We start from the raw sequence: 19,893 nt of genomic DNA, 5'->3' as shown, positions 1-19,893 counted from the left end.
AATCAGAACTGGTATCGGTAGCTGACGCTGAAATTACGCCCGGCCTGACTATATGCATCCAGAGAAGCACTGTTAGCGCTGACACCGCGAACATCCGCCCACAGGAAATATTTCTGGTTCAAGAGATTAAAAACACCCGCGTTGATACTTGAGTTTTTATCGATGTTGTACCAGACCATTAAATCCAGAACCTGATAACTGCCGGGGGAAAACGACGATGCGCCATACGGATTCCGTTTCTTGCGCTCGGCAGCACTCAGATTTGCCTGTGCACCGTAACGCTCTTCGTTGTAACGCAAGGACAGCACAAGTTTATCGGGGTCAATGGTTTCCAGTGGCGTGCTTTTACCGTTGGAATTCTGATCGCCGCGTGCATGTGCGTAGCTTGCACTCAGCATCCAGTTTGGCGAGAAGTTCCATTCACCGCGGGCTTCGAAGCCGTTAATTTTTACATCAGATAAATTCACAGACTGAAATACCGTCGGGCTCGCTAATGTACCGGCACCTCCGACTTGCACATTACTTGCGATGAAGTTTTTGTATTTGCCATGAAATATGCTGGCGCTGTAACTGAACTCTTGCGTACGCCCACGCAGACCAAATTCCAGCGAGTCGCTGATTTCTGGTTTCAGGTCGGCGTTACCGATGGCGGTGTATGGCGGATTTGCTGTGAGATTGGTGACGCCGCCATTGACCTGGCCGGGCGTTGGTGCACGAAACCCATGCGCATACTGCGCAAAGGCGTTCAGTACCGGTGAAAATTTCCAGATAACCCCCAGTTTCGGTGATAGCTCATTACCTGAAAGTGTGGTGGGGGCAATTGAATTGTTGACCGCATACAAAGCATCAGGCTTTGGCGTCAATTTAAAACTGTCGTAACGCAGACCAGGTATGATCGCCAGATTGTCTATGCTGATTTCGTCCTGAATAAATGCACCCAGCAAACGATAGTCTGTATCCGGAAAGCTCTTATTGACCTTGAATCCTGACGAGCCGGTGAGCGAAACACCGTCGCGCATGTTATTGCCTTCTTTCAGCGATTCGACTTTCGTCAGCGACGCATCAATCCCGTAAATCAGACGATGTGCGACAGCGTTGCCGAAGTTGCTTTCCAGTTGCAGATTACCGCCAGCGACTTTCTCTCCGTACTCGGTATCACGAGTCCTGCTGTTCCACCCGCTCGTACTGCTTCTCGCTTCATAACCCCATTGATGATTCTTGGAATGCTGACCATAAATGCTCGCGCTGGCGCTCTGGAACCAACTGTTATCGGTATTGGTGTAGTCGTAATCGAGTTTAAGCAACTGGCGAGTGATATTTTCGCGGGTTTTTACATCATTCAATCCCGCCGCCGCAAAGGAGTCGCCGAAAAAACTCAATGGCGTGGTGGAATTTTCTCTGTCCAGGTTTTCTGCTGTTAATTTAAAACGATTATTGCGATCTTTTTTGATCACCATTTTTGCCAGCACATAATCAGAACTGGTGTCTGCTGGGTTTGCAGTTGTGCGGTTGATGTTCGCACTGTCGTTTGAACCGCCTGTTTTTGTTTCATGCCCGCGTCGCAAGCTTGCCAATACCATTGCTTCGACAGTGTCGCCACGAATGGCAAAACTGGGAACCAGCGACCAACTGCGATCGACTGAGTTATAACCACTCTTCAATGCAAACTGCGTAGGCTTTCCGAGTGTCAGTAAATCTACCGGGTCCTTCGTCAGAAAACTGACTGCACCAGCGAGACCATCACTACCAAACTGAGTGGAAGACGGGCCGCGCAGGATTTCAACACGCTTATATGCCTCAACGTCAATGTAATCGCCACGTCCGGCAGCGTAGGGGCCTGATGAGTAGGTGGATGGCAAGCGGACACCATCCACTTGCAGGCGCACCTGATCACCTTCCAGTCCCCGGATATTGACGCCCTCATTCCCGGCTCTGCCTGTTGCACTGAAGACGCCTGATGCGCGATTTGGCAATACCCGTACTGAGACGCCGTTTTCATACCGCATCATCTCCTGCAGATTGACTGGCATTTCGCGTTCCACCTGTTTTTGCGTGACACTGCTGATGGTGGCGGCGACATCATCTGCACTTTGCTCAATACGCGTCGCTGAAACAACGATTTCTTTTAACTGAGTTTCTGCTGTTTGCGCATGTAATGCAGGCGAGAAAAATAATGGGAAAGGAAGGGCAGCAATCGCGGCGCAGAGCGGGCGAAGGCGTGGTTTTTTATGCACGGTGTATCTCCTGGCAGTGATGATAAAAAATGTGCTGACCGGCTGCCTGAGATGAAAAGTGTGGGATACGCCGGAATATTTGCAAATGCAGATGATAATGATTCGCATTTGAATAGTAAAGGACTATTTAAGAATCTGATATATTTTCTGCCAGAAATGTGTGTTACGTCCCTATTGCACAAACAGCCACCAGCAGATTGTTTTTGCTGTACTTGTCGTTGATATCGGCAAAAAAAATCCCGCTCATTTAACTGAACGGGATTTTTGTTTTTCAGCGACAGTCTGATGTCGCTGTGTTTTTCTTACTTACTCAACAGCATTTCATTCAGACGTTTCACAAAGCTGCTAGGGTCGGCCAGGTTGCCGCCTTCGGCCAGCAAGGCCTGATCAAACAGGATGTGTGACCAGTCAGCGAATTTAGCTTCTTCATATTTCAGCTTCTGCACCAGCGGGTGATCCGGGTTCACTTCCAGAATCGGTTTGGATTCCGGCGCCGCCTGACCAGCGGCTTTCAGCATACGCGCCAGATTGCCTGAGAGGTCATGCTCATCGGCAACCAGACAAGCTGGCGAGTCGGTGAGGCGGAAAGTGACGCGCACATCTTTGGCTTTATCCGTCAGTGCCGCTTTCATTTTTTCGACCAGATCCTTGAACTCGGTTTCGGTTTCTTCGTGTTGCTTTTTCTCAGCTTCATCTTCGAGCGTGCCGAGATCCAATCCACCTTTCGCAACGGAGGCCAATTCCTTGCCTTCAAATTCAGTCAGGAACGACAACATCCATTCATCGACGCGATCGGTCAGCAGCAATACCTCTACGCCTTTTTTGCGGAAGATTTCCAGATGCGGGCTGTTTTTCGCAGTCGCATAGCTTTCTGCGGTCACATAGTAAATCTTGTCCTGACCTTCTTTGGCGCGGGACAGGTAATCGGCCAGAGACACGTTTTGTGCATCGCTGTCGTTGTGGGTGGAAGCAAAGCGTAGCAGTTTGGCGATGCGGTCTTTGTTGGTCGCGTCTTCGCCTATGCCTTCTTTCAGCACCTGACCGAATTCTTTCCAGAATGTGACGTACTTGTCTTTCTTCTCTTGCGCGTCATCACCGTCAGCATTGGCGAGGTCTTCCAACATGCCGAGCACACGCTTGGTCGAACCATCGCGGATCGCCTTGATATCGCGGCTTTCCTGCAGAATTTCACGCGACACATTCAGTGGCAAGTCGTTCGAGTCGATCACGCCTTTGACGAAGCGCAGATAGATCGGCATCAGTTGCTCAGCGTCGTCCATGATGAACACGCGTTTCACATACAGCTTGATACCACCGCGTTTGTTGCGATCCCACAGATCGAACGGCGCACGCGCCGGAATATACAGCAATTGCGTGTAATCGCTACGACCTTCGACGCGGTTATGTGTATGCGTCAGCGGTGAACCGAAATCATGCGAAATATGTTTGTAGAATTCGTCGTATTGTTCCGGCGTGATGTCGGATTTGCTGCGTGCCCACAATGCGCTGGCCTGATTCACTGTTTCCAGTTCGTCGGTCAGTACCTGTTCTTTTTTCTCTTCATCCCACTCTTCTTTCTGCATTTTGATCGGCAGAGAGATATGGTCGGAATAAGTGCGGATGACGGACTTCAGTTTCCATGCCGACAGGAACTCATCTTCGCCTTCGCGTAAGTGCAGAATGATGTCGGTACCACGGTTGGCTTTGGCGATGTCTTCGACACTGAAATCACCTTCACCGGCAGATTCCCAACGCACGCCTTCGCTGGCGGGCAAGCCTGCACGGCGCGATTCAACGGTGATGCGGTCGGCGATGATGAAGCCGGAATAAAAGCCAACGCCGAACTGGCCGATCATGGCAGCATCTTTTTGCTGATCGCCTGAGAGTTTGCCGAAAAATTCTTTGGTGCCGGATTTGGCAATCGTGCCCAGATGCGCAATCGCATCTTCTTTGCTCATGCCGATACCGTTATCGGAAATCGTGATTGTGCGGGCCGCTTTGTCGAAACTGACTTTGATGCTCAGTTCAGGATCATTTTCAAATAAGGCGGCGTTGTTGATCGCTTCAAAACGCAATTTGTCGGATGCATCAGACGCATTCGAAATCAGTTCACGCAAGAAAATTTCCTTGTTGGAATACAAGGAGTGAATCATCAATTGCAATAACTGTTTGACTTCGGCCTGAAAGCCAAGAGTTTGTTTTTCTGACATATTTTTCCTCAAAGATTTCAATATTGTGATGATCTGGTCACGCTGATTCCCGTGCAGACGTGGGCGGATAATTCGCTCCCCCTGAAATGAGGCTGATTGCGGTGATTTCAAGATCTGCCTCTGTGTGCACCGCAAACAAGCAAAAAATTGCATTTTTATAAATCTTCGCTACACTCACAGGCATGTCGCTCGTTTTTGAGTTCTTTCTGTAAGGAATAAAAAATGCGCCAATTGCTTTTCCGGGTCACGATTTTTGCCTTATTTTTATTGACGGCATCGTCTGCGAGTGCTGTCCGTCTGTATCTGACCGAGGTTGCGCCGTTTGCATTCGTGGTGGAAGGCACTAACCGTTATGACGGCATCAATATCCGCATTGCGAATGAGCTGCAAAAGCGCACCGGCATACAGTTTGATGTCATGGTTGTTCCGACTCCGCGGCATGTGGTGCTGTTTCCTGCTGATACTGAGGCGTACAGCATTTCTCACCGTGAAAATTTCACGGATGATGACGGCCTGATCCTGGCAGAGGTAACGCAGTACCCGGTTGTGGTGGTCGCCAAAAGCGGGGTCGTGATGACGAGTTTTGACGACGTGATTGCGCAATCGCAGGACAAGGGAATAGGCATGTTACGCCGTATGACTTACGGCACGTTTGGTCAGGATGAACGGGTCAAGAAAGTCGATATCAGCACGCTGGAAAATGGTTTGCGCATGCTGGAAGTCGGGCGTATCTCGGGCGTCGTCGGAAGTTTGCCGGGAATTCTGGCGGCGGCCGAAAAAATTGGCGGCAAGCATTTAGTCGCCACGCGACTGGTGATTACGCATGGTACACATGTACTGCGCGTCCGTCCCGATTTTGCCCTGAGCCGCAATTCCAGAATACTGACTGCGGCATTGGCGACGATGCGCAACGACGGTACGATCGCCCGCATCATGAGCGATTTTCTGAACGATCCGAAAGCCGGTATTCCGCGCAATAAATGACAGCAAACGCGGCATCTGCGCTCTTGCCGTTCCCGGCTATTTTTCTTCACTGCACGCCTGCACAGTCACCACAGAGCATTAAATATACTCCCGGGAGTATATTTTGATCGCCTTTGCTTATAAGGAGATGACGCGTAAATCGAAGGATACTCCCCCAAAAACATCTTTTTTGGGAGCGGATACGGGCTTGCGCGCGTGCTTTTTTCTGCTCTTTCTCAGCGTTGTTTTTAGCTATTCTGACGTCTCTGTTTGCCAGCGTTGATAAGTGACGATGTATTCCGGCAGACGTGTCAGCGAAATTTTTCTGAATTAAATTTTTCTTTCCCTGAAGGCAACGTAAAATGCGGCACTGAGCCAATACCAATCCGGTGTTGCAAACGTCCATGTTTAATTTTTCATTTATGCCTTTTCGCTTTTATCCGGAATTTCTCGCCGACCACTTTTCGCCCCGGCTTCTGCCTTTGCTGCTGACCTTGTCAGTGATGTTGCCGGATCTCGCGAGCGCAGCGGACAAAGAAAAACGGGATCAACAAAAAACTGAAAAGCCTGCCGACAAAGTACAAAGTGTTGAAGTGTCCGGCCCCGGCGCGGCCAGCCAGCGGCGCAATGATACGGCGGCTAGAATTGTTGTCGGGCGTGACGAGCTGCTGCAATTCGGTGATACCGCCATCGCTGATGTGATGAAACGTCTGCCCGGCGTGTCCGTTGTTGGTAGCGACATCCGTATGCGCGGTCTGGGCGCGGGTTATACGCAAATCATGGTGAATGGCGAGCCGGTACCGGGTGGATTTTCTATCGACAGTTTGTCACCGGATCTGATCGAGCGCATAGAAATCCTGCGCACGACGACGGCCGAATTCAGCGCGCAGGCGATTGCCGGCAGCATCAATATCGTCTTGCGTAAAGGCGTTTCCCGTGCATCCAGACAGGTCAAACTGACTGCCAGCTATGTCGATGGTGCGACAGCGCCGGGCGCCACGCTCGAATTCGCAGATAAGAACGCAGGCTTGTCGTATTCGCTGAATGCAAACCTGAATCAGAGCCGTAACCGCTCAGAACCTGTGACCACGGAAACGATACGCGATGCCGCCGGGAATCTCACGGACTTGCGCCAGTTTCATGAACACATAGAATTCAAGACCAATAAAATCAGCCTGGCGCCACGTCTGAACTGGACGATGGCAGAAGGCGATCAGCTGACCTCACAAAGCTTGTTGGAATTCAGCCAGAGCACGATGGCCGGACGCAATGTCGAAACGACCTTGGCCGGTTCTTCGTCAACGTATCCGCGCAACGATTACCGTTCCAGCGCAGACATTACCGGCATTCGCAGCGACCTGAGCTGGAATCATCGTTTCAGCCCGGATGCGCGGCTCGACAGTAAGCTGGGCCTGAACTACAACAAGCGCGTCAGTGATTATTATTTCGACGGTTATTCAACAACGGTGAATTCACCGTTCATCCGTAACGTGGTGTCGGATGCGATTGATCAGAGTCTGACCGCCAGCGGTAAATATCTGTGGCGTTTTAATGATGAACACAGCCTCGCCTTTGGCTGGGATGGCGGGCTGATACGGCGCAGCGAACAGCGTCTGCAATACGATCACAACGCGCCGGGCAGTGCGCCCGGCAGCATCGGTTTTCTGGATGAAAATTACCGCGCCGATGTGCGCCGTCTGGCCTTATTCGCGCAGGATGAATGGGATATTTCGCGCCAGTGGCAAGCATATCTGGGGCTGCGCTGGGAAGGCTTGCGCACCGCGATACAAGGCCGCACGATGGTGGATACCAACACCAGTTCCAGCGTCTGGAGCCCGGTCATACAGACCTTGTGGAAATTGCCGGGCACAGAAAAAGATCAGCTGCGGTTTGCTTTGTCGCGCACCTATAAAGCCCCGGTGACGCGCAATCTGGTACCACGGCGTTACACCGTGAATAACGCCAATGGCCCGACCAATTCCGACTTCCAGGGTAATCCCAATTTGCTGCCGGAACTCGCCTGGGGCATGGATGTGGCGTATGAGCATTACTTCGACAAAAGCAGCATGCTGAGTATTTCCAGCTTTGCCCGTCGCATTCAGAATGTCACCACGTTTCAGTTATTCCGCCAGAACGGCGAGTGGGTGACGTCGCCGGATAATCAGGGCAGGGCGCAAGTTTATGGCATAGAAATGGATGCAAAATTTCCGTTGACGCTGTGGTTCGCACAGGCCCCCGCTATCGATATTCGCCTCAATGCGGCACGTAACTGGTCGCGTCTCGACAGCGTGCCGGGACCGGATAATCGCCTGAGCAGTCAGGTGCCGCTGACCGCGAATCTGGGCATTGATTATCGACGCAACGATACACACAGCATGGGCCTGAATTTCAATTTTCAGGGCGGCGGCCGGGTGCAGAATTCTGCCATGCTCAGCAGCTATACCAGCGTCACACGCATGCTTGATCTTTACAGCCTGTGGAAACTGGCATCCGGAACACAGTTACGCGTGTCGCTCACCAATGCGCTGCACCAGACAGCAGTGTCGGACGATGCTTACGTGAATCAGGGCAGTCAGACGAGATCGGTTGCCACACCCCGGCAAACCGGCGTCAGGTTATTGCTGGAGAAGGCGTTGTGACGCATGGAACTGAGAAAAATTTTACGATGCATTCATTAATAAAAAAACGCCGGACACTGATGTCATGGCGCTTTTTTTAAAACTACAACATCAACAAATTTTCCCTGGTGCAATTGTAGTAATTTTATTAATTGTTATAATCCATCTGACTGTTGCAGTTTAGGGGGGCGAATAACGGCGTTCGTATTTTTGTGTTGTCGCCAGCTGTGCCTGATCTGGTTCGTAAATTGGATGCATGCCTGTGTATGTATGCATCCTCATTGGAGTGAATACGATGTCGCAATTTTTACACCCGTTTTTACGTCGCACATTACTACCGATCACGATGGCGATGTCCGCTCTCGTCGCCGGTTGTGGTGGTGGTTCTTCAAGCCCGACCGTAACGCCGGTCATCACCCCAGAAGTGCCGAATCCAATTGGCGCGGGCCATTTTGAGGCCGCAACGTTTATACAAACGATTAATGTCACAGATGTGGCTGCGGCACTGAACAAAGATGTCGCTGTCGCAATCAGACCGCTGTATTCCGTTGATACCTACAAAATTACCTACACCACGTCAGATGCAGCCGGGCGCAGCGTGATTGCTTCCGGTCTTGCGGCGATCCCGCGCAAGACCGGCGGCCTGACCAGTCCGGTATTAAGCTATCAGCACGCAACCATTAAAACGGACGCGGAAGCGCCAAGTAACCATGCTACGGCGGATGAGCCTGCGGTATTGTTCGCTTCGCTGGGTTACCTCGTCAGTGCCGCCGATTATGTCGGTTATGGCACCACCAAAGGATTGCCACATCCGTATTTGCTGGCAACACCAACGGCGGTTTCCGTCGTCGATTTTATGACGGCGACTTCGCGCTGGCGTCAGATGAAATCCATCGCTGACAATGGTCAGGTGTTTTTAACGGGCTATTCAGAGGGGGCTTACGCATCCATGGCGACATTGCGTTTCATGACGCAAAACAGGGCAGCAAATGCCAGTTTGCCAGTCAGTACCTATATCGGTGCTGGTCCCTACGACGTGGTACTGACGTTGAATACGATGCTCGATAGCGTTCGTAAAGAAAATCCGATTCTTGGCGCGCTGATCAGTCCGGGGTTTCTGAAACTGCTTGGCGCTAATGACAGAGCGAATGTGCGTAAGCTGCTGTTGTCGTCAGTCTTGGGCAGTCAGAGTGACACCAGCTTTGATCCGACATTTCTGGATAATTTCCTCAACGATGACGATGCCAGCATTCGAATACAAAGTAATGTCAACGACTGGACGCCGCAATCACCGATTCAGTTTTTTCACGGGCGGGACGATACGACGGTGCCTTATGCCAATACGGAGTCCGCATTTCAGGCCATGACAAAACGGGGCGCAACATCTTTGTTAGAGCGCACGGATTGTTCAGCGAAACCTTCTGAGCATATCGCTTGTGTTCCCTCGTTTTTGATCAATGACATTACCCGGCTTGGCGCTTTAGCGCGTGGTTTGTAATGGATGTATTTTTTACTGATATCGATTGTGTATTGAACAGAGTTGGTGGACGACGCATCTACTGAACATCGATCAGCACAATAAAAAAACGCCGCAAATTAATTTGCGGCGTTTTTTTATTTCACATCAGTGAATTTAAATCATGCGTTTTTGAGTGGCATTACAAACGCTTGATATTCATGCTGCCTGCCTTGTCTTCGACCTCGAATCCGAGTGCGTGCAGTTCGGCGCGCAGGCGGTCGGCTTCTGCCCAGTTTTTCGCAGCGCGGGCAGCCAGACGTTGCTCGGCGAGGCTTTGTACTTCGGTAGGAATTTCCAATGTGCGCGGTTCCCAGTTGGCGAGCCCGAGTCCAAAGACGCGATCAAATTCAGCAACCGTAGCTTTTTTATCGGCATCGCTGATATCTGCTTTCATCATTTCCCAGACCAATGCCAATGCACGCGGCACGTTCAGATCTTCGTTCACAAACGTGGTGAATTTTTCTTTGAATCCGGCGTTGACATTGCCACCGGCAGGCCATGCATAAAACGTGTCGCGCAGACGCTGCAAGGCGGTTTGCGCCGATAGCAAAGCCTCAAAGCTGAATTGCATCTGGCTGCGGTAATGCGCAGTCAGGCACAGATAGCGGTAGGCCAGTGGATCGATATGCTGATCGAGCAGGGTTTGCAGGCGCAGGAAATCGCCGCTCGATTTCGACATCTTGCCGGAATCGATTTGTAGGAAATAACCATGCATCCAGAAATTCGCCAGACGGGTACCGTGGCAAGCCTGATTCTGTGCGATCTCATTGCTGTGATGAATCGCGATGTGGTCTTCGCCACCGCAATGGATATCGAACCACGGCGTCAGATATTTGGCCGACATCGCCGAGCATTCTATATGCCAGCCCGGAAAACCGCGTCCCCACGGGCTATCCCATTCCATCTGGCGCTGTTCGCCTTCAGGGCTGAATTTCCATAACGCGAAATCGGTGGCATGGCGTTTTTCACCAAGTTCCACGCGGCTGCCAGCTTTGATCGCATCGCGCTTGATACGCGCCAGATAGCCGTAATCATCCTGCTTGCTGGTGTCGAAATAAATGCCGTCGCTGGTGCGGTAGGTGTAGCCGTTTTTTTCTATGCAAGAGATAAAGTCGATCTGCTCGGCGATATGATCGGTCGCTTTGCACCAGATCGCTGGTTCCAGCACGTTCAGGCTTTTCAAGTCATTTTTGAAAGCGATGGTAAAACGGTCAGCGATCTGCCATGCCGATTCACCGGCCTTGCGGCTGCCTTTTTCCATTTTGTCTTCGCCATCGTCACCATCCGACACCAGATGGCCGACGTCGGTGATGTTGATGACGTGACGCACGTTGTAGCCGTTCCATTCCAGCGTGCGGCGCAGAATGTCTTCAAACAGATAGGTGCGCAGGTTGCCGATGTGTGCGTAGTCATACACGGTCGGGCCGCAGCAATACAGCCCCACCCAGTCATTACGCAAAGGTGTGAAAGGGCGCAGGCGGCGTTCCCAGTTATCGTAAAGAAGTATGTCCATCGTTGTGTGCAAATGAATAGAGAGAAGAATGAAACGGTGTCATGAAACCTGGTCGCTCAATGTTTGTATTGCAAACACCGGCGGGAAATCGGGCAGATTCAACAACAGCAACAATAGCCAGTCGCAGACGTGCTGAATACAGAACAAGTCTCTGTCAATTTTTCAGCTAAGCGTTGCGTCAAAGGCATAATTTGGGTGTGGAATAGTTAAAAAGCAGGGTGAGAATGTAGCATAGATATGCGCTTTCATCCTAGAGCCTATTAACATTCATATCTTAAGATGCGTTTAAACCAAAACGTAGTTGGCAATCCAATAGAGAACAGTCAAATCAATGAAAATCAGATGAAATTTATGAATGACATAGAAAATTCTCTGAAAGAAAAATTAGAGAATATCGATCGGCTCTTCATCAATGAAGAATATGATCTCGCACTGCAAATTTGTAATGAGATTATTGCGGAAAATGAGGATTGCTATGCCGCATATAGTGAGAGGAGTTGCATTTTTCATGCACTAGGCAGAAATTCTGAAGCATTCGATGACGTTGATAAACTCATAAAACTTCGCCCGACGTCACCTACAGCCTATATGCGTAGGGCGAGATGGCATTTAGAGCAAGGTGCTGACGATCTTGCGTTAAAGAATGTGAATTTTGTGATTGAGTTGGGAACTGAATATTTCATAGATAGTGCTTATTTTTATCAAGCAATCGCTTTACTGAACATTGGAAAAAAAACGGAGGCAATTGAAGCATGTCAAATGCTGCCTGGTGACTTTAGAGATTACGTTAATACGTATAATATTCGAGGCAAACTTCTTTCTCGCGACGATCTTTATCGTTTAGCTCAACAGGGTGGCAGACTCTAACGAGGTGAGATGCAATATTACTCAGAATGAGCCATTAAAGTTCAACAAGCGAAATAAAACAAATGGATAAAGAATTGGCGAAGATCGTTGCACTTACGGCATTCCGTAGTTCTGCGTACATGAACAATTTAATTCCACTGCTAAAGGAACACTGTAGTGAGGACGAATGCAGAAATTTTGGAATAGCTATTGCTACGGCTTCTGCTGAAATTAATCTACAGATATTGCAAAAGGTATTTGCGATGTACCCGGAGTTAAGTGCGAAATTTGACCTGCAAGTGCGCAAATACGGACGTCCGATTTAATGTCTGTATAAGTCGTTGTCAATGGCTGAGACGTTCAGAAGAATTGTCACCGGAGTCACCGCTTTGGATGGAATGGCGGGAGGCTCATAACGGGTGTATTGTTTTAATGACGTTGATGCCGAGCAGCTCGCTAGTACTAAGGCAAGCGTTCTACTTTAATTCCTTTTTCAGAAATTCCCACACGCCGGGGTCGCTCATGGCGGCGATGTTGAAGCGCATTTTGGTCGATGGCATCTGATGTGGCGAAAACAGGCTGCCGGGTGTCAGCAGATAGCCTTGCTCAAAGGCTTTCTCTGTCAGTTTATTGGTATCGACGCCGGTTTCTGTCCACAGAAACATGCCTGCCGGTGTGCGGTAATCGACTTTGATACCGATGTTGTCGAGTCTTTTGGTGATGTCGTCACGCACACCGTCGAGTTTGACGCGAATGCGGTCAACGTGTTTGCGGTAATGGCCTTCCGACAGAATTTTATACACCACACGTTCGCCGATTTCTGTGGTTGTCAGAGTTGATAGCATCTTGCGATCTGATAGTCGCAGCGCGATTTCCGGCGAGGTGGCGATAAAGCCGACCCGTAAATTCGCGGCCAGTGTTTTGGAAAACCCCCCCAGATAAATCACCCGGTTGAGCTGATCGAGCGCCGATATCCGCGTTGCCGGCTGGACGGCTGCACCGGGGTGCATGTCGCAGTAAATATCGTCTTCGACGATCATGAAATCATGTTGCTCGGCGGTTTTCAATACCTGAAACGCTTTCGCTGCCGAGAGCGAAGTCGAGGTCGGGTTGTGCATCACCGAATTGATAATGTACAGCTTGGGTTTGTGGATGGCCGCCAGTTCAGCGAGTTTCGCCACGTCCGGCCCGTCTTGCAGCCGTGGTATGCCAACCACCTTGGCGCCGAGTATCGCAAACGAGCCAAACATCAGGAACCAGGCCGGGTCATCGACAAAAATCGTGTCGCCGGGGCGGGTGAATTCGCGCGCCACCAGATCGAGTGCCTGTGTGACGCCGCTCGTCATGACAATTTGTTCGGGTGAGGCGGCAATTTCCAGCTCGGCGAGTTTCAGTTGCAACTGCTGCCGTAGCGGCAGGAAGCCTTGCGGCGTTCCGTAGTGCAGCAACAAATTCTGGTTCAGCCGGCTGATCGCACGCAAGCCATTGGCGACCAGTTCACCATCGAGCCAGTCGTGCGGCAGAACGCCGGAACCGGGCATTTTTTGCGGCGGCAACTGGCGGAACATATTGCGTACCAACCACACCACGTCAAGTTGTTGTGCCGGTGCCGCAATCTGTGGATTTGTCGTTGCATTGCTCAGCATCGACGCGCGTTCGCGCACAAAAAAACCAGCACCACGGCGTGATTCCAGATAGCCCTTTGCCACCAGCCGATCATAGGCTTCGACCACAGTAAAGCGCGAGACATTCTGCTCATCTGCAAACTGGCGTATCGACGGCATACGCGCGCCGGTGCGCAGCAACTTATCGTCGATACGATTCGCCACTGCAGTGACAATCTGCTCAACCAGAGAGCTGCCCGCATCACGGGAAATATAAAACATCGGCGTTTGCATGAAGCGTCTCCTGCGGGCAATCAAAAGATGTGTATTGGATAAACGACCGGAACAGTGTGTAAATTATCGGTTTTAGTGTACTGGTACTGTATTGGTTTTTGCGTTTAGGATAACACAAACACTGATTAAAAAGCGGGCAGAAATCTTTCCCGTTGCTATTGGCTGACAAGGAGACATCATGCCATCTACCGATTTTCCAGCAATACAACAATTAGCGCCCGGAACACTGATTTCTGTTGTCCCGGAACACATGCTGACCCTGCATATCCATCGTGGTCTGGTGTGGGTGACGGTGGAAGGCGACGAAACTGATTACTGGTTGCGTGCCGGCGATCTGTTGCAACTACCACCAGTGCGTCACGCGGTGATCGAGGCCGATGGAAAGGAAGTCTGCGAGCTGAGCATATTAACGGCCGATCTGCATCACGCCACCGCGTTGCCGGTGACTGCGCAGACAGCGCTGAATCAGCTGACAAAAGCAGTGGCGACGGCTGCCGGGTAATGTGTTCCTTTTCTCTTCTGTGATCTCGCAGAATCAGAAAAAAGGGGAGTATCTGCCAAAAGCAGCTTAATCCCTGCAGAAAATAAGGGGCTCTACAGATACTCCCCCCAGTATATTTAAGCAAATTTAAGTAATAAAACGCTGCCTTGCGTTGCATTCGTTGTCATGCAGATACATGCATTCTGGCAAATACCGACGACGCAGGACAGATTAATTTTTAGGATGGCTGTATGCCTTTAACTGAATTTATTGCTTTCTCGATTTTTGCCTGGATAGGCTCATTCACGCCCGGCCCGAATGTCGCGATTGCGGCGACCACGGGTGTCAATCACGGCTTACGTGCCGCGTTGCCGCAAGTGATGGGCGTGCCACTCGGCTTTGTGCTGATGATGTGGGCGGTCGGCATGGGTGGTGCGGCAGTTTTACAGGAAGTACCGGTGCTGGTGGTATTGATGAAAGTGGCGGGGAATGGCTATTTGTTGTGGCTGGCCTGGCGTTTGTGTTTTTCCGCGAGCCTGTCTGACAGCAAAAGCATGCAACCGCTGAGTGTGCAGGAAGCAGCCTTGTTTCAGATCGTGAATCCGAAAGCCTGGATGATGCTGGTGGCCGCCACTTCGACGTATGCAATTGGTCAGCACGATTTCATGTCAAGAATGGGTTGGATGAGCATCGGTTTCGCCTTGCCCAGTGCGCTGAGTTTGCTGACGTGGGCCTGGATGGGCGATCGTTTGCGTCACTGGCTGTCACAAGGCCAGCGCCTGCGCAGCTTTAATCTGTTGATGGGAATTTCGCTGGCGCTGACCGCAGTCTGGATGTTCAGCCTGTAAGCGCAACACAGGCTGCTATCAACGGCTGGCATTGAGATTGCCTGTCAGCCGCAAGCATCTTCCCCTCTGCGTTTGAAGCGGCGTTACAATAGCAGGCTTGGTTATCGTAGCAGTAAGTTGTTGGTGTACACAATCGCAATCGCATGTTGAGTGTTACCGATCATATTGCTGCAGAAAAAACCGTATAAATTATTTAATACAAGTCAGCTGGTCAATGATTGGCTTACTTTTTCAGGAATCACTATGTCGAAATCGTCAATTTACGAAAAACTCAAAGCACTGAATATAGAATTGCCAGCCGTGGCAACGCCAGCCGCTGCGTATGTGATGTATGCACAAACCGGGAAAACGATTTTTATTTCCGGCCATATTGCCAAAAAAGACGGCAAAGTCTGGGCTGGTCAGCTCGGTAAAAACGTCACAACAGAAGAAGGCAAACAAGCTGCGCGCGCCGTCGCGATTGATCTGATTGCGACACTCAATGCGGCCTGCGGCGGTGATCTGACACGCGTGACACGCATCGTCAAACTGATGAGCCTGGTGAATTCCACACCAGACTTTACCGAACAGCATCTGGTTACGAATGGCGCTTCTGAATTGCTGGTGGAAGTATTCGGTGATCAGGGCAAACATGCGCGCTCCGCATTTGGTGTCACGCAGATTCCTATGGGGGCCTGCGTAGAAATTGAACTGATCGTTGAAGTGGCTTAACCGTCTGCTTATCAGCGCTACATCGTTTAATTATCGCTCTGTTTTGCACCCGCAGTCCGTATCCGGTTTATGTATGTCAAGGTGTTTCCGCTGCAGTCATTTGCGATGCAGCGGCACCTGACAGATAACAATATTTTTTACCTGAAAAGGTATGACTTCTAGTGAGACCAGCATGAAACTTAAAAATCCTACCCCTATCAATTGGAAGTTTTCCGAACGCGCTGAGCAACTGCAAAGCTCTGTGATACGCGAGATTTTGAAAGTGACGTCGCGCCCTGAAGTCATTTCTTTTGCCGGTGGCCTGCCTTCACCTGAAACCTTTCCGGTGGAACGCATGCAGGCTGCATTTGATAAAGTACTGGCGACACAAGGTAAGTCTGCTCTGCAATACGGCACCAGCGATGGTTATGCACCATTGCGCGAGTTTCTGGCAAATTCTTTGTCGACCGCCGATTGCAAGATCACACCCGATCAGATATTGATGGTGTCCGGCTCGCAACAAGGACTGGATTTGCTGGGCAAAGTGCTGATTGATGAAGGCAGCAAGATACTGGTTGAAACACCGAGCTATCTCGGCGCGCTGCAGGCATTTTCTGTGTATCAGCCAGAGTTCGTTTCTGTCGATACCGATGCGCATGGATTGATCCCTTCTTCCGTCTCCGCCAAAGGTGAGGGTGCACGCCTGATGTATGCCTTGCCGAACTTCCAGAACCCGACCGGGCGTACGATGTCGCTGGAACGTCGTATCGAACTCGTCGAGATCTGTGCGCGCATGGGTATTCCGCTGATTGAAGATAATCCGTATGGTGATTTGTGCTATTCCGGCGAGCCTTTGCCTAAGATGTTGAACATGAATCCGGATGGCGTGATTTACATGGGCTCATTCTCCAAAGTGCTGACGCCGGGTATTCGCCTTGGTTACGTGGTTGGCCCGACAAAGCTGATTCGTAAGCTGGAACAGGCCAAACAGGCGGCTGATCTGCACACGTCACAACTGACGCAAATGGCGGTGTATGAAGTGATCAAAGATGGCTTTCTTGGTGAGCACATTCCTACCATCCGCACGTTTTACGCCCGCCAGTGTCAGGTGATGCTGGATGCATTGACGAAGTTTTTCCCGGCCGGTGTTGAGTGGACGAAGCCAGAGGGCGGTATGTTTATCTGGATCACTTTGCCTGCACACATCGACAGCAACGAGTTGCTGGATGATGCGATCAAGCAGAACGTGGCTTTTGTTCCGGGCGGTCCGTTCTACGCGAATAATCCGGCAAAAAATACCATGCGCTTATCGTTCGTCACCGTCTCGCCTGAACGTATCAATGAAGGCGTGGAAAAATTAGGTAAGCTGATTCAGGCCAGATTATAAAAATCGATACTGTTGTTCTCAAAAAAGGCACCGTTGTGGTGCCTTTTTTATTTATGGAATCACGGATGCTCGCCGTAAGGTGGTGCCCGGAAAAAGAGGAAGCACACCCACCATTTTTCGCAAGTATTTGCCGCAGTCAGTTTAAGTAAAATCAATAATTGTTTAATGATTGTTGAATGTCGTTAAAAAATACGATTGTGATAATTTCATACTGCTTATAAGAAGTACCATAGAAAGCTTACGCAATTATTCCAGACTATCTTCGCACATGAAAAAATTGATTCAACGTCTTTTAAACTCAGGCTTATGGCATCCCGGTTCCGTGTTGATGGGGCAGTTAAAATTTCCAGGAAAGATGTTGCTGATCAGCGCAGCGTTTATGTTGCCGGTACTTTGTCTGTCGGTTTCTTATTTGAATGCCGTTAATCAGGATCTGACATTTGCAAAGAAAGAGCGTGCCGGTGTTCGTTATTCAAAGTCATTGTATGCCGCGATGGAGGCGGCAATTAACTGGCGCTATCACACACGTTTGCAGATACTGGGCGATCCTAGTGCGCGGGTTGATGAGATGCGTGCCAGTTTCGAAAATGTATTCAAAAAAGTCGAAGAGATAGATCGCGAAGCCGGAGCTGAAATCGGTAGTACGACAGTACTGAATTCGTCGAAAGCGGCGCTGCAAGCAGCGCAGGGAACAAATAACAATCCCGATGAAGCCTATCAGAACGTTACCGCATTGTTTCAGAGCCTGGTCGTTTTGCAGAATAAAGTGAATAACGGTTCCAGCCTGGCTCTGGATCCGGAGTTGGCTTCGTATCATCTGATGAGCGCTTTGCTGCTGCGCACACCCGGAATACTGTTGAATGTTTCCGATTTGGGCCGTCTGGGTCGTGCTGCGTATAAATCAACAGAAGTAACTCCAGAGCTGGCGGTAAAAATTGCCGCGAATACAGCGCTGATCGAACATGAACGAAAATTGGTCGCTGAAGATCTGGCGACGGTGAAGCTTGCTGCTCCACGTCATTTTTCTATGCTGTCTGACTCTGCAGAAGAGATTACCGACAAATTAATCAGCACGGCGAAAAAGAATTTTGCACCGGGCGCGGCGGTTGTTGTTGCAGAGCAGGCAGATTACGTCCGTACCGTGAACGGCAGTCTGCAGAGTCAGTTTGTGCAGGTAGGAAAAAATTTATCCGTACTCGATGCCATGCTGGCTGAGCGCGAGGCAGCAATTAAGCGCCATTTGCTGACAACGCTGCTTGTCTCCATTTTCAGTCTTTGTATCGCGGCTTATCTGTTCATCGGCTTTTATAATTCAATGAAAGCCGGGATCGCGAAAGTCAAAAATCAACTGATTAATATCTCTATGGGGGACTTGCGTACTGAAATCAGCAGCGCGGGCAGGGATGAAATTGCTTCCATACTCAAAGAGCTGAGTAATATGCAGAAATCTCTGCGCGATACTGTGCAGCAGGTGCAGATTGCCAGCGATAGTGTGGTCGCCTCCAGTATAGAAATTGCACAGGGCACGCTGGATTTATCCGCGCGGACTGAATCTGCGGCTTCCGCGCTGGAAGAGTCTTCTGCAGCATTGGAAGAAACCACCTCGACCGTGCAGATGACGGCAGATTCTGTGCGTCAGGCATCACTGATTGCAATAGAAAACGCTGCAACGGCGACACGTGGCGGTGACGTGATGCACAGTGTGGTCAAGACCATGGAAGGAATACAGGATTCTTCCAGAAAAATCAGCGACATCATCAGCGTGATTGATGGCATCGCATTTCAGACCAATATTCTGGCCTTGAATGCGGCAGTGGAAGCAGCGCGTGCAGGCGAACAAGGAAGGGGCTTTGCTGTTGTGGCATCAGAAGTCCGGGCGCTGGCAGGGCGTAGTGCGGAAGCCGCAAAAGAAATTAAAACCTTAATTTCAGGCACCACGACTGAAATCTCGGCAGGAACGATCGTCGTTCAGACTGCAGGCGAGACCATGAATGAGATCGTCGCGAATGCAGACAGAATCAAAGTGTTACTCGATGATGTGGCGAATGGTGCGCGTGAGCAAAGTATGGGGGTCGCGCAGATAGGTGAAGCGGTCAGCGAGCTGGACCGTAATACGCAGGCCAACGCGAATCTGGTGGAGCAGGCTGCAACCGCAGCGAATTCTCAGCGCAGTGTCGCTGTCAGGTTGGCAGCGCAGGTTGATGAGTTCCGCTTGCCGGGGAATAAGCAGCCGGTTGTCGTGGAAGGTATAGACATTGATGGCATTATTGATGCCCACCGTCTGTGGAAGGTGAAGTTACGTGACGCGATTGAAAAGTCCGCGCATGTTGACGTGAAAACCCTGTGCCGCGACGATTGTTGCGCCCTTGGGAAATGGATTTATTCTGATGGTCAGCGTTTGCGCGAAAGGCAGTCGTTCACGACACTGGTTGAAAATCATGCCCGTTTTCATCGGGTGGCAGGTCAGGTTGGCGAACTGATTAATAGCGGGAAACATGAGCAGGCAGAAGATGCCTTGAGCCATGGAACAGCATTTTCGGCAGCTACCACCGAGGTTGTGCTGGTGCTATCGGCAATTAAACGGCTGGGATTTAACTGAGTTCGTGTAACGGCGATAAGGCTCATGCCAGACTGGTGTCCGGTCAGACCCGCCTGCGGCGGGTTTGTTTATTTGCATTTACATTGA

The 19,893-nt window shown here is 50.4% G+C and carries 14 protein-coding genes; 10 read left to right on the top strand and 4 right to left on the bottom strand.

From position 1 onward, the window contains the following. Window positions 1–2: 2 nt before the first annotated feature. Window positions 3–2,234: a TonB-dependent hemoglobin/transferrin/lactoferrin family receptor gene (locus H8K38_RS16375; protein WP_186885929.1), complete on the bottom strand. Its 2,232-nt coding sequence runs from the start codon at window positions 2,232–2,234 to the stop codon at window positions 3–5. A gap of 302 nt (window positions 2,235–2,536) precedes the next feature. Continuing rightward, window positions 2,537–4,444: a molecular chaperone HtpG gene (htpG, locus tag H8K38_RS16370; protein ID WP_186885928.1), complete on the bottom strand. Its 1,908-nt coding sequence runs from the start codon at window positions 4,442–4,444 to the stop codon at window positions 2,537–2,539. Window positions 4,445–4,666: 222 nt separating this feature from the next. Here htpG and H8K38_RS16365 point away from each other — a divergent pair, with 222 nt between their 5' ends. The 3 genes from H8K38_RS16365 to H8K38_RS16355 all read left to right on the top strand — a co-directional run bounded on the left by H8K38_RS16365 (window position 4,667) and on the right by H8K38_RS16355 (window position 9,523). Further along, entirely contained in the window at window positions 4,667–5,428 is a 762-nt protein-coding gene (locus tag H8K38_RS16365) for a hypothetical protein (protein ID WP_186885927.1), read from the top strand. Between the two features lie 383 nt (window positions 5,429–5,811). After that, window positions 5,812–8,046, top strand: a complete 2,235-nt coding sequence (locus tag H8K38_RS16360) for a TonB-dependent siderophore receptor (RefSeq protein WP_255423037.1) — start codon at window positions 5,812–5,814, stop codon at window positions 8,044–8,046. A gap of 274 nt (window positions 8,047–8,320) precedes the next feature. Next, window positions 8,321–9,523, top strand: coding sequence for a S9 family peptidase (locus H8K38_RS16355; RefSeq protein WP_186885926.1), 1,203 nt, complete (start codon window positions 8,321–8,323; stop codon window positions 9,521–9,523). Window positions 9,524–9,683: 160 nt separating this feature from the next. Here the strand turns inward: H8K38_RS16355 and cysS are convergent, their stop codons facing one another. Then, window positions 9,684–11,057, bottom strand: coding sequence for a cysteine--tRNA ligase (cysS, locus tag H8K38_RS16350; protein ID WP_186885925.1), 1,374 nt, complete (start codon window positions 11,055–11,057; stop codon window positions 9,684–9,686). A gap of 351 nt (window positions 11,058–11,408) precedes the next feature. Here cysS and H8K38_RS16345 point away from each other — a divergent pair, with 351 nt between their 5' ends. Both H8K38_RS16345 and H8K38_RS18280 read left to right on the top strand, forming a co-directional pair. Then, window positions 11,409–11,924: a hypothetical protein gene (locus H8K38_RS16345; RefSeq protein WP_222610890.1), complete on the top strand. Its 516-nt coding sequence runs from the start codon at window positions 11,409–11,411 to the stop codon at window positions 11,922–11,924. A 62-nt stretch (window positions 11,925–11,986) separates the two neighbouring features. Next, window positions 11,987–12,229, top strand: coding sequence for a hypothetical protein (locus tag H8K38_RS18280; protein ID WP_222610889.1), 243 nt, complete (start codon window positions 11,987–11,989; stop codon window positions 12,227–12,229). A gap of 150 nt (window positions 12,230–12,379) precedes the next feature. On the opposite strand, the gene H8K38_RS16340 is transcribed toward H8K38_RS18280, so the two are convergent. After that, the gene (locus H8K38_RS16340; protein ID WP_186885923.1) at window positions 12,380–13,801 is read right to left on the bottom strand and encodes a PLP-dependent aminotransferase family protein; all 1,422 of its coding nucleotides are present in this window, start codon (window positions 13,799–13,801) and stop codon (window positions 12,380–12,382) included. A 178-nt stretch (window positions 13,802–13,979) separates the two neighbouring features. On the opposite strand from H8K38_RS16340, the gene H8K38_RS16335 reads away from it, so the two are divergent. From H8K38_RS16335 to H8K38_RS16315, 5 genes are all read left to right on the top strand, one after another. After that, complete coding sequence (locus H8K38_RS16335) at window positions 13,980–14,303, top strand: DUF2917 domain-containing protein (RefSeq protein ID WP_186885922.1); 324 nt, start codon at window positions 13,980–13,982, stop codon at window positions 14,301–14,303. 230 nt (window positions 14,304–14,533) lie between these two features. Next, window positions 14,534–15,130, top strand: a complete 597-nt coding sequence (locus tag H8K38_RS16330; RefSeq protein WP_186885921.1) for a LysE family translocator — start codon at window positions 14,534–14,536, stop codon at window positions 15,128–15,130. A 243-nt stretch (window positions 15,131–15,373) separates the two neighbouring features. Continuing rightward, window positions 15,374–15,841 carry a RidA family protein gene (locus tag H8K38_RS16325; protein WP_186885920.1) on the top strand — a complete coding sequence of 156 codons (468 nt, stop codon included), beginning with the start codon at window positions 15,374–15,376 and terminating at the stop codon, window positions 15,839–15,841. 172 nt (window positions 15,842–16,013) lie between these two features. After that, a complete protein-coding gene (locus H8K38_RS16320) occupies window positions 16,014–17,207 on the top strand; it encodes a PLP-dependent aminotransferase family protein (protein ID WP_186885919.1) in 1,194 nt (397 codons plus the stop codon). Between the two features lie 268 nt (window positions 17,208–17,475). After that, on the top strand, window positions 17,476–19,806 hold the full coding sequence (locus H8K38_RS16315) for a methyl-accepting chemotaxis protein (protein ID WP_186885918.1): 2,331 nt from the start codon (window positions 17,476–17,478) through the stop codon (window positions 19,804–19,806). Window positions 19,807–19,893: the final 87 nt, after the last annotated feature.

Source organism: Undibacterium sp. FT79W (assembly GCF_014284215.1).
Classification (GTDB): domain Bacteria; phylum Pseudomonadota; class Gammaproteobacteria; order Burkholderiales; family Burkholderiaceae_D; genus Undibacterium; species Undibacterium aquatile.
Note: the sequence above shows the minus strand (reverse complement) of the source record. Positions and strands in the feature narration are given on the sequence as shown.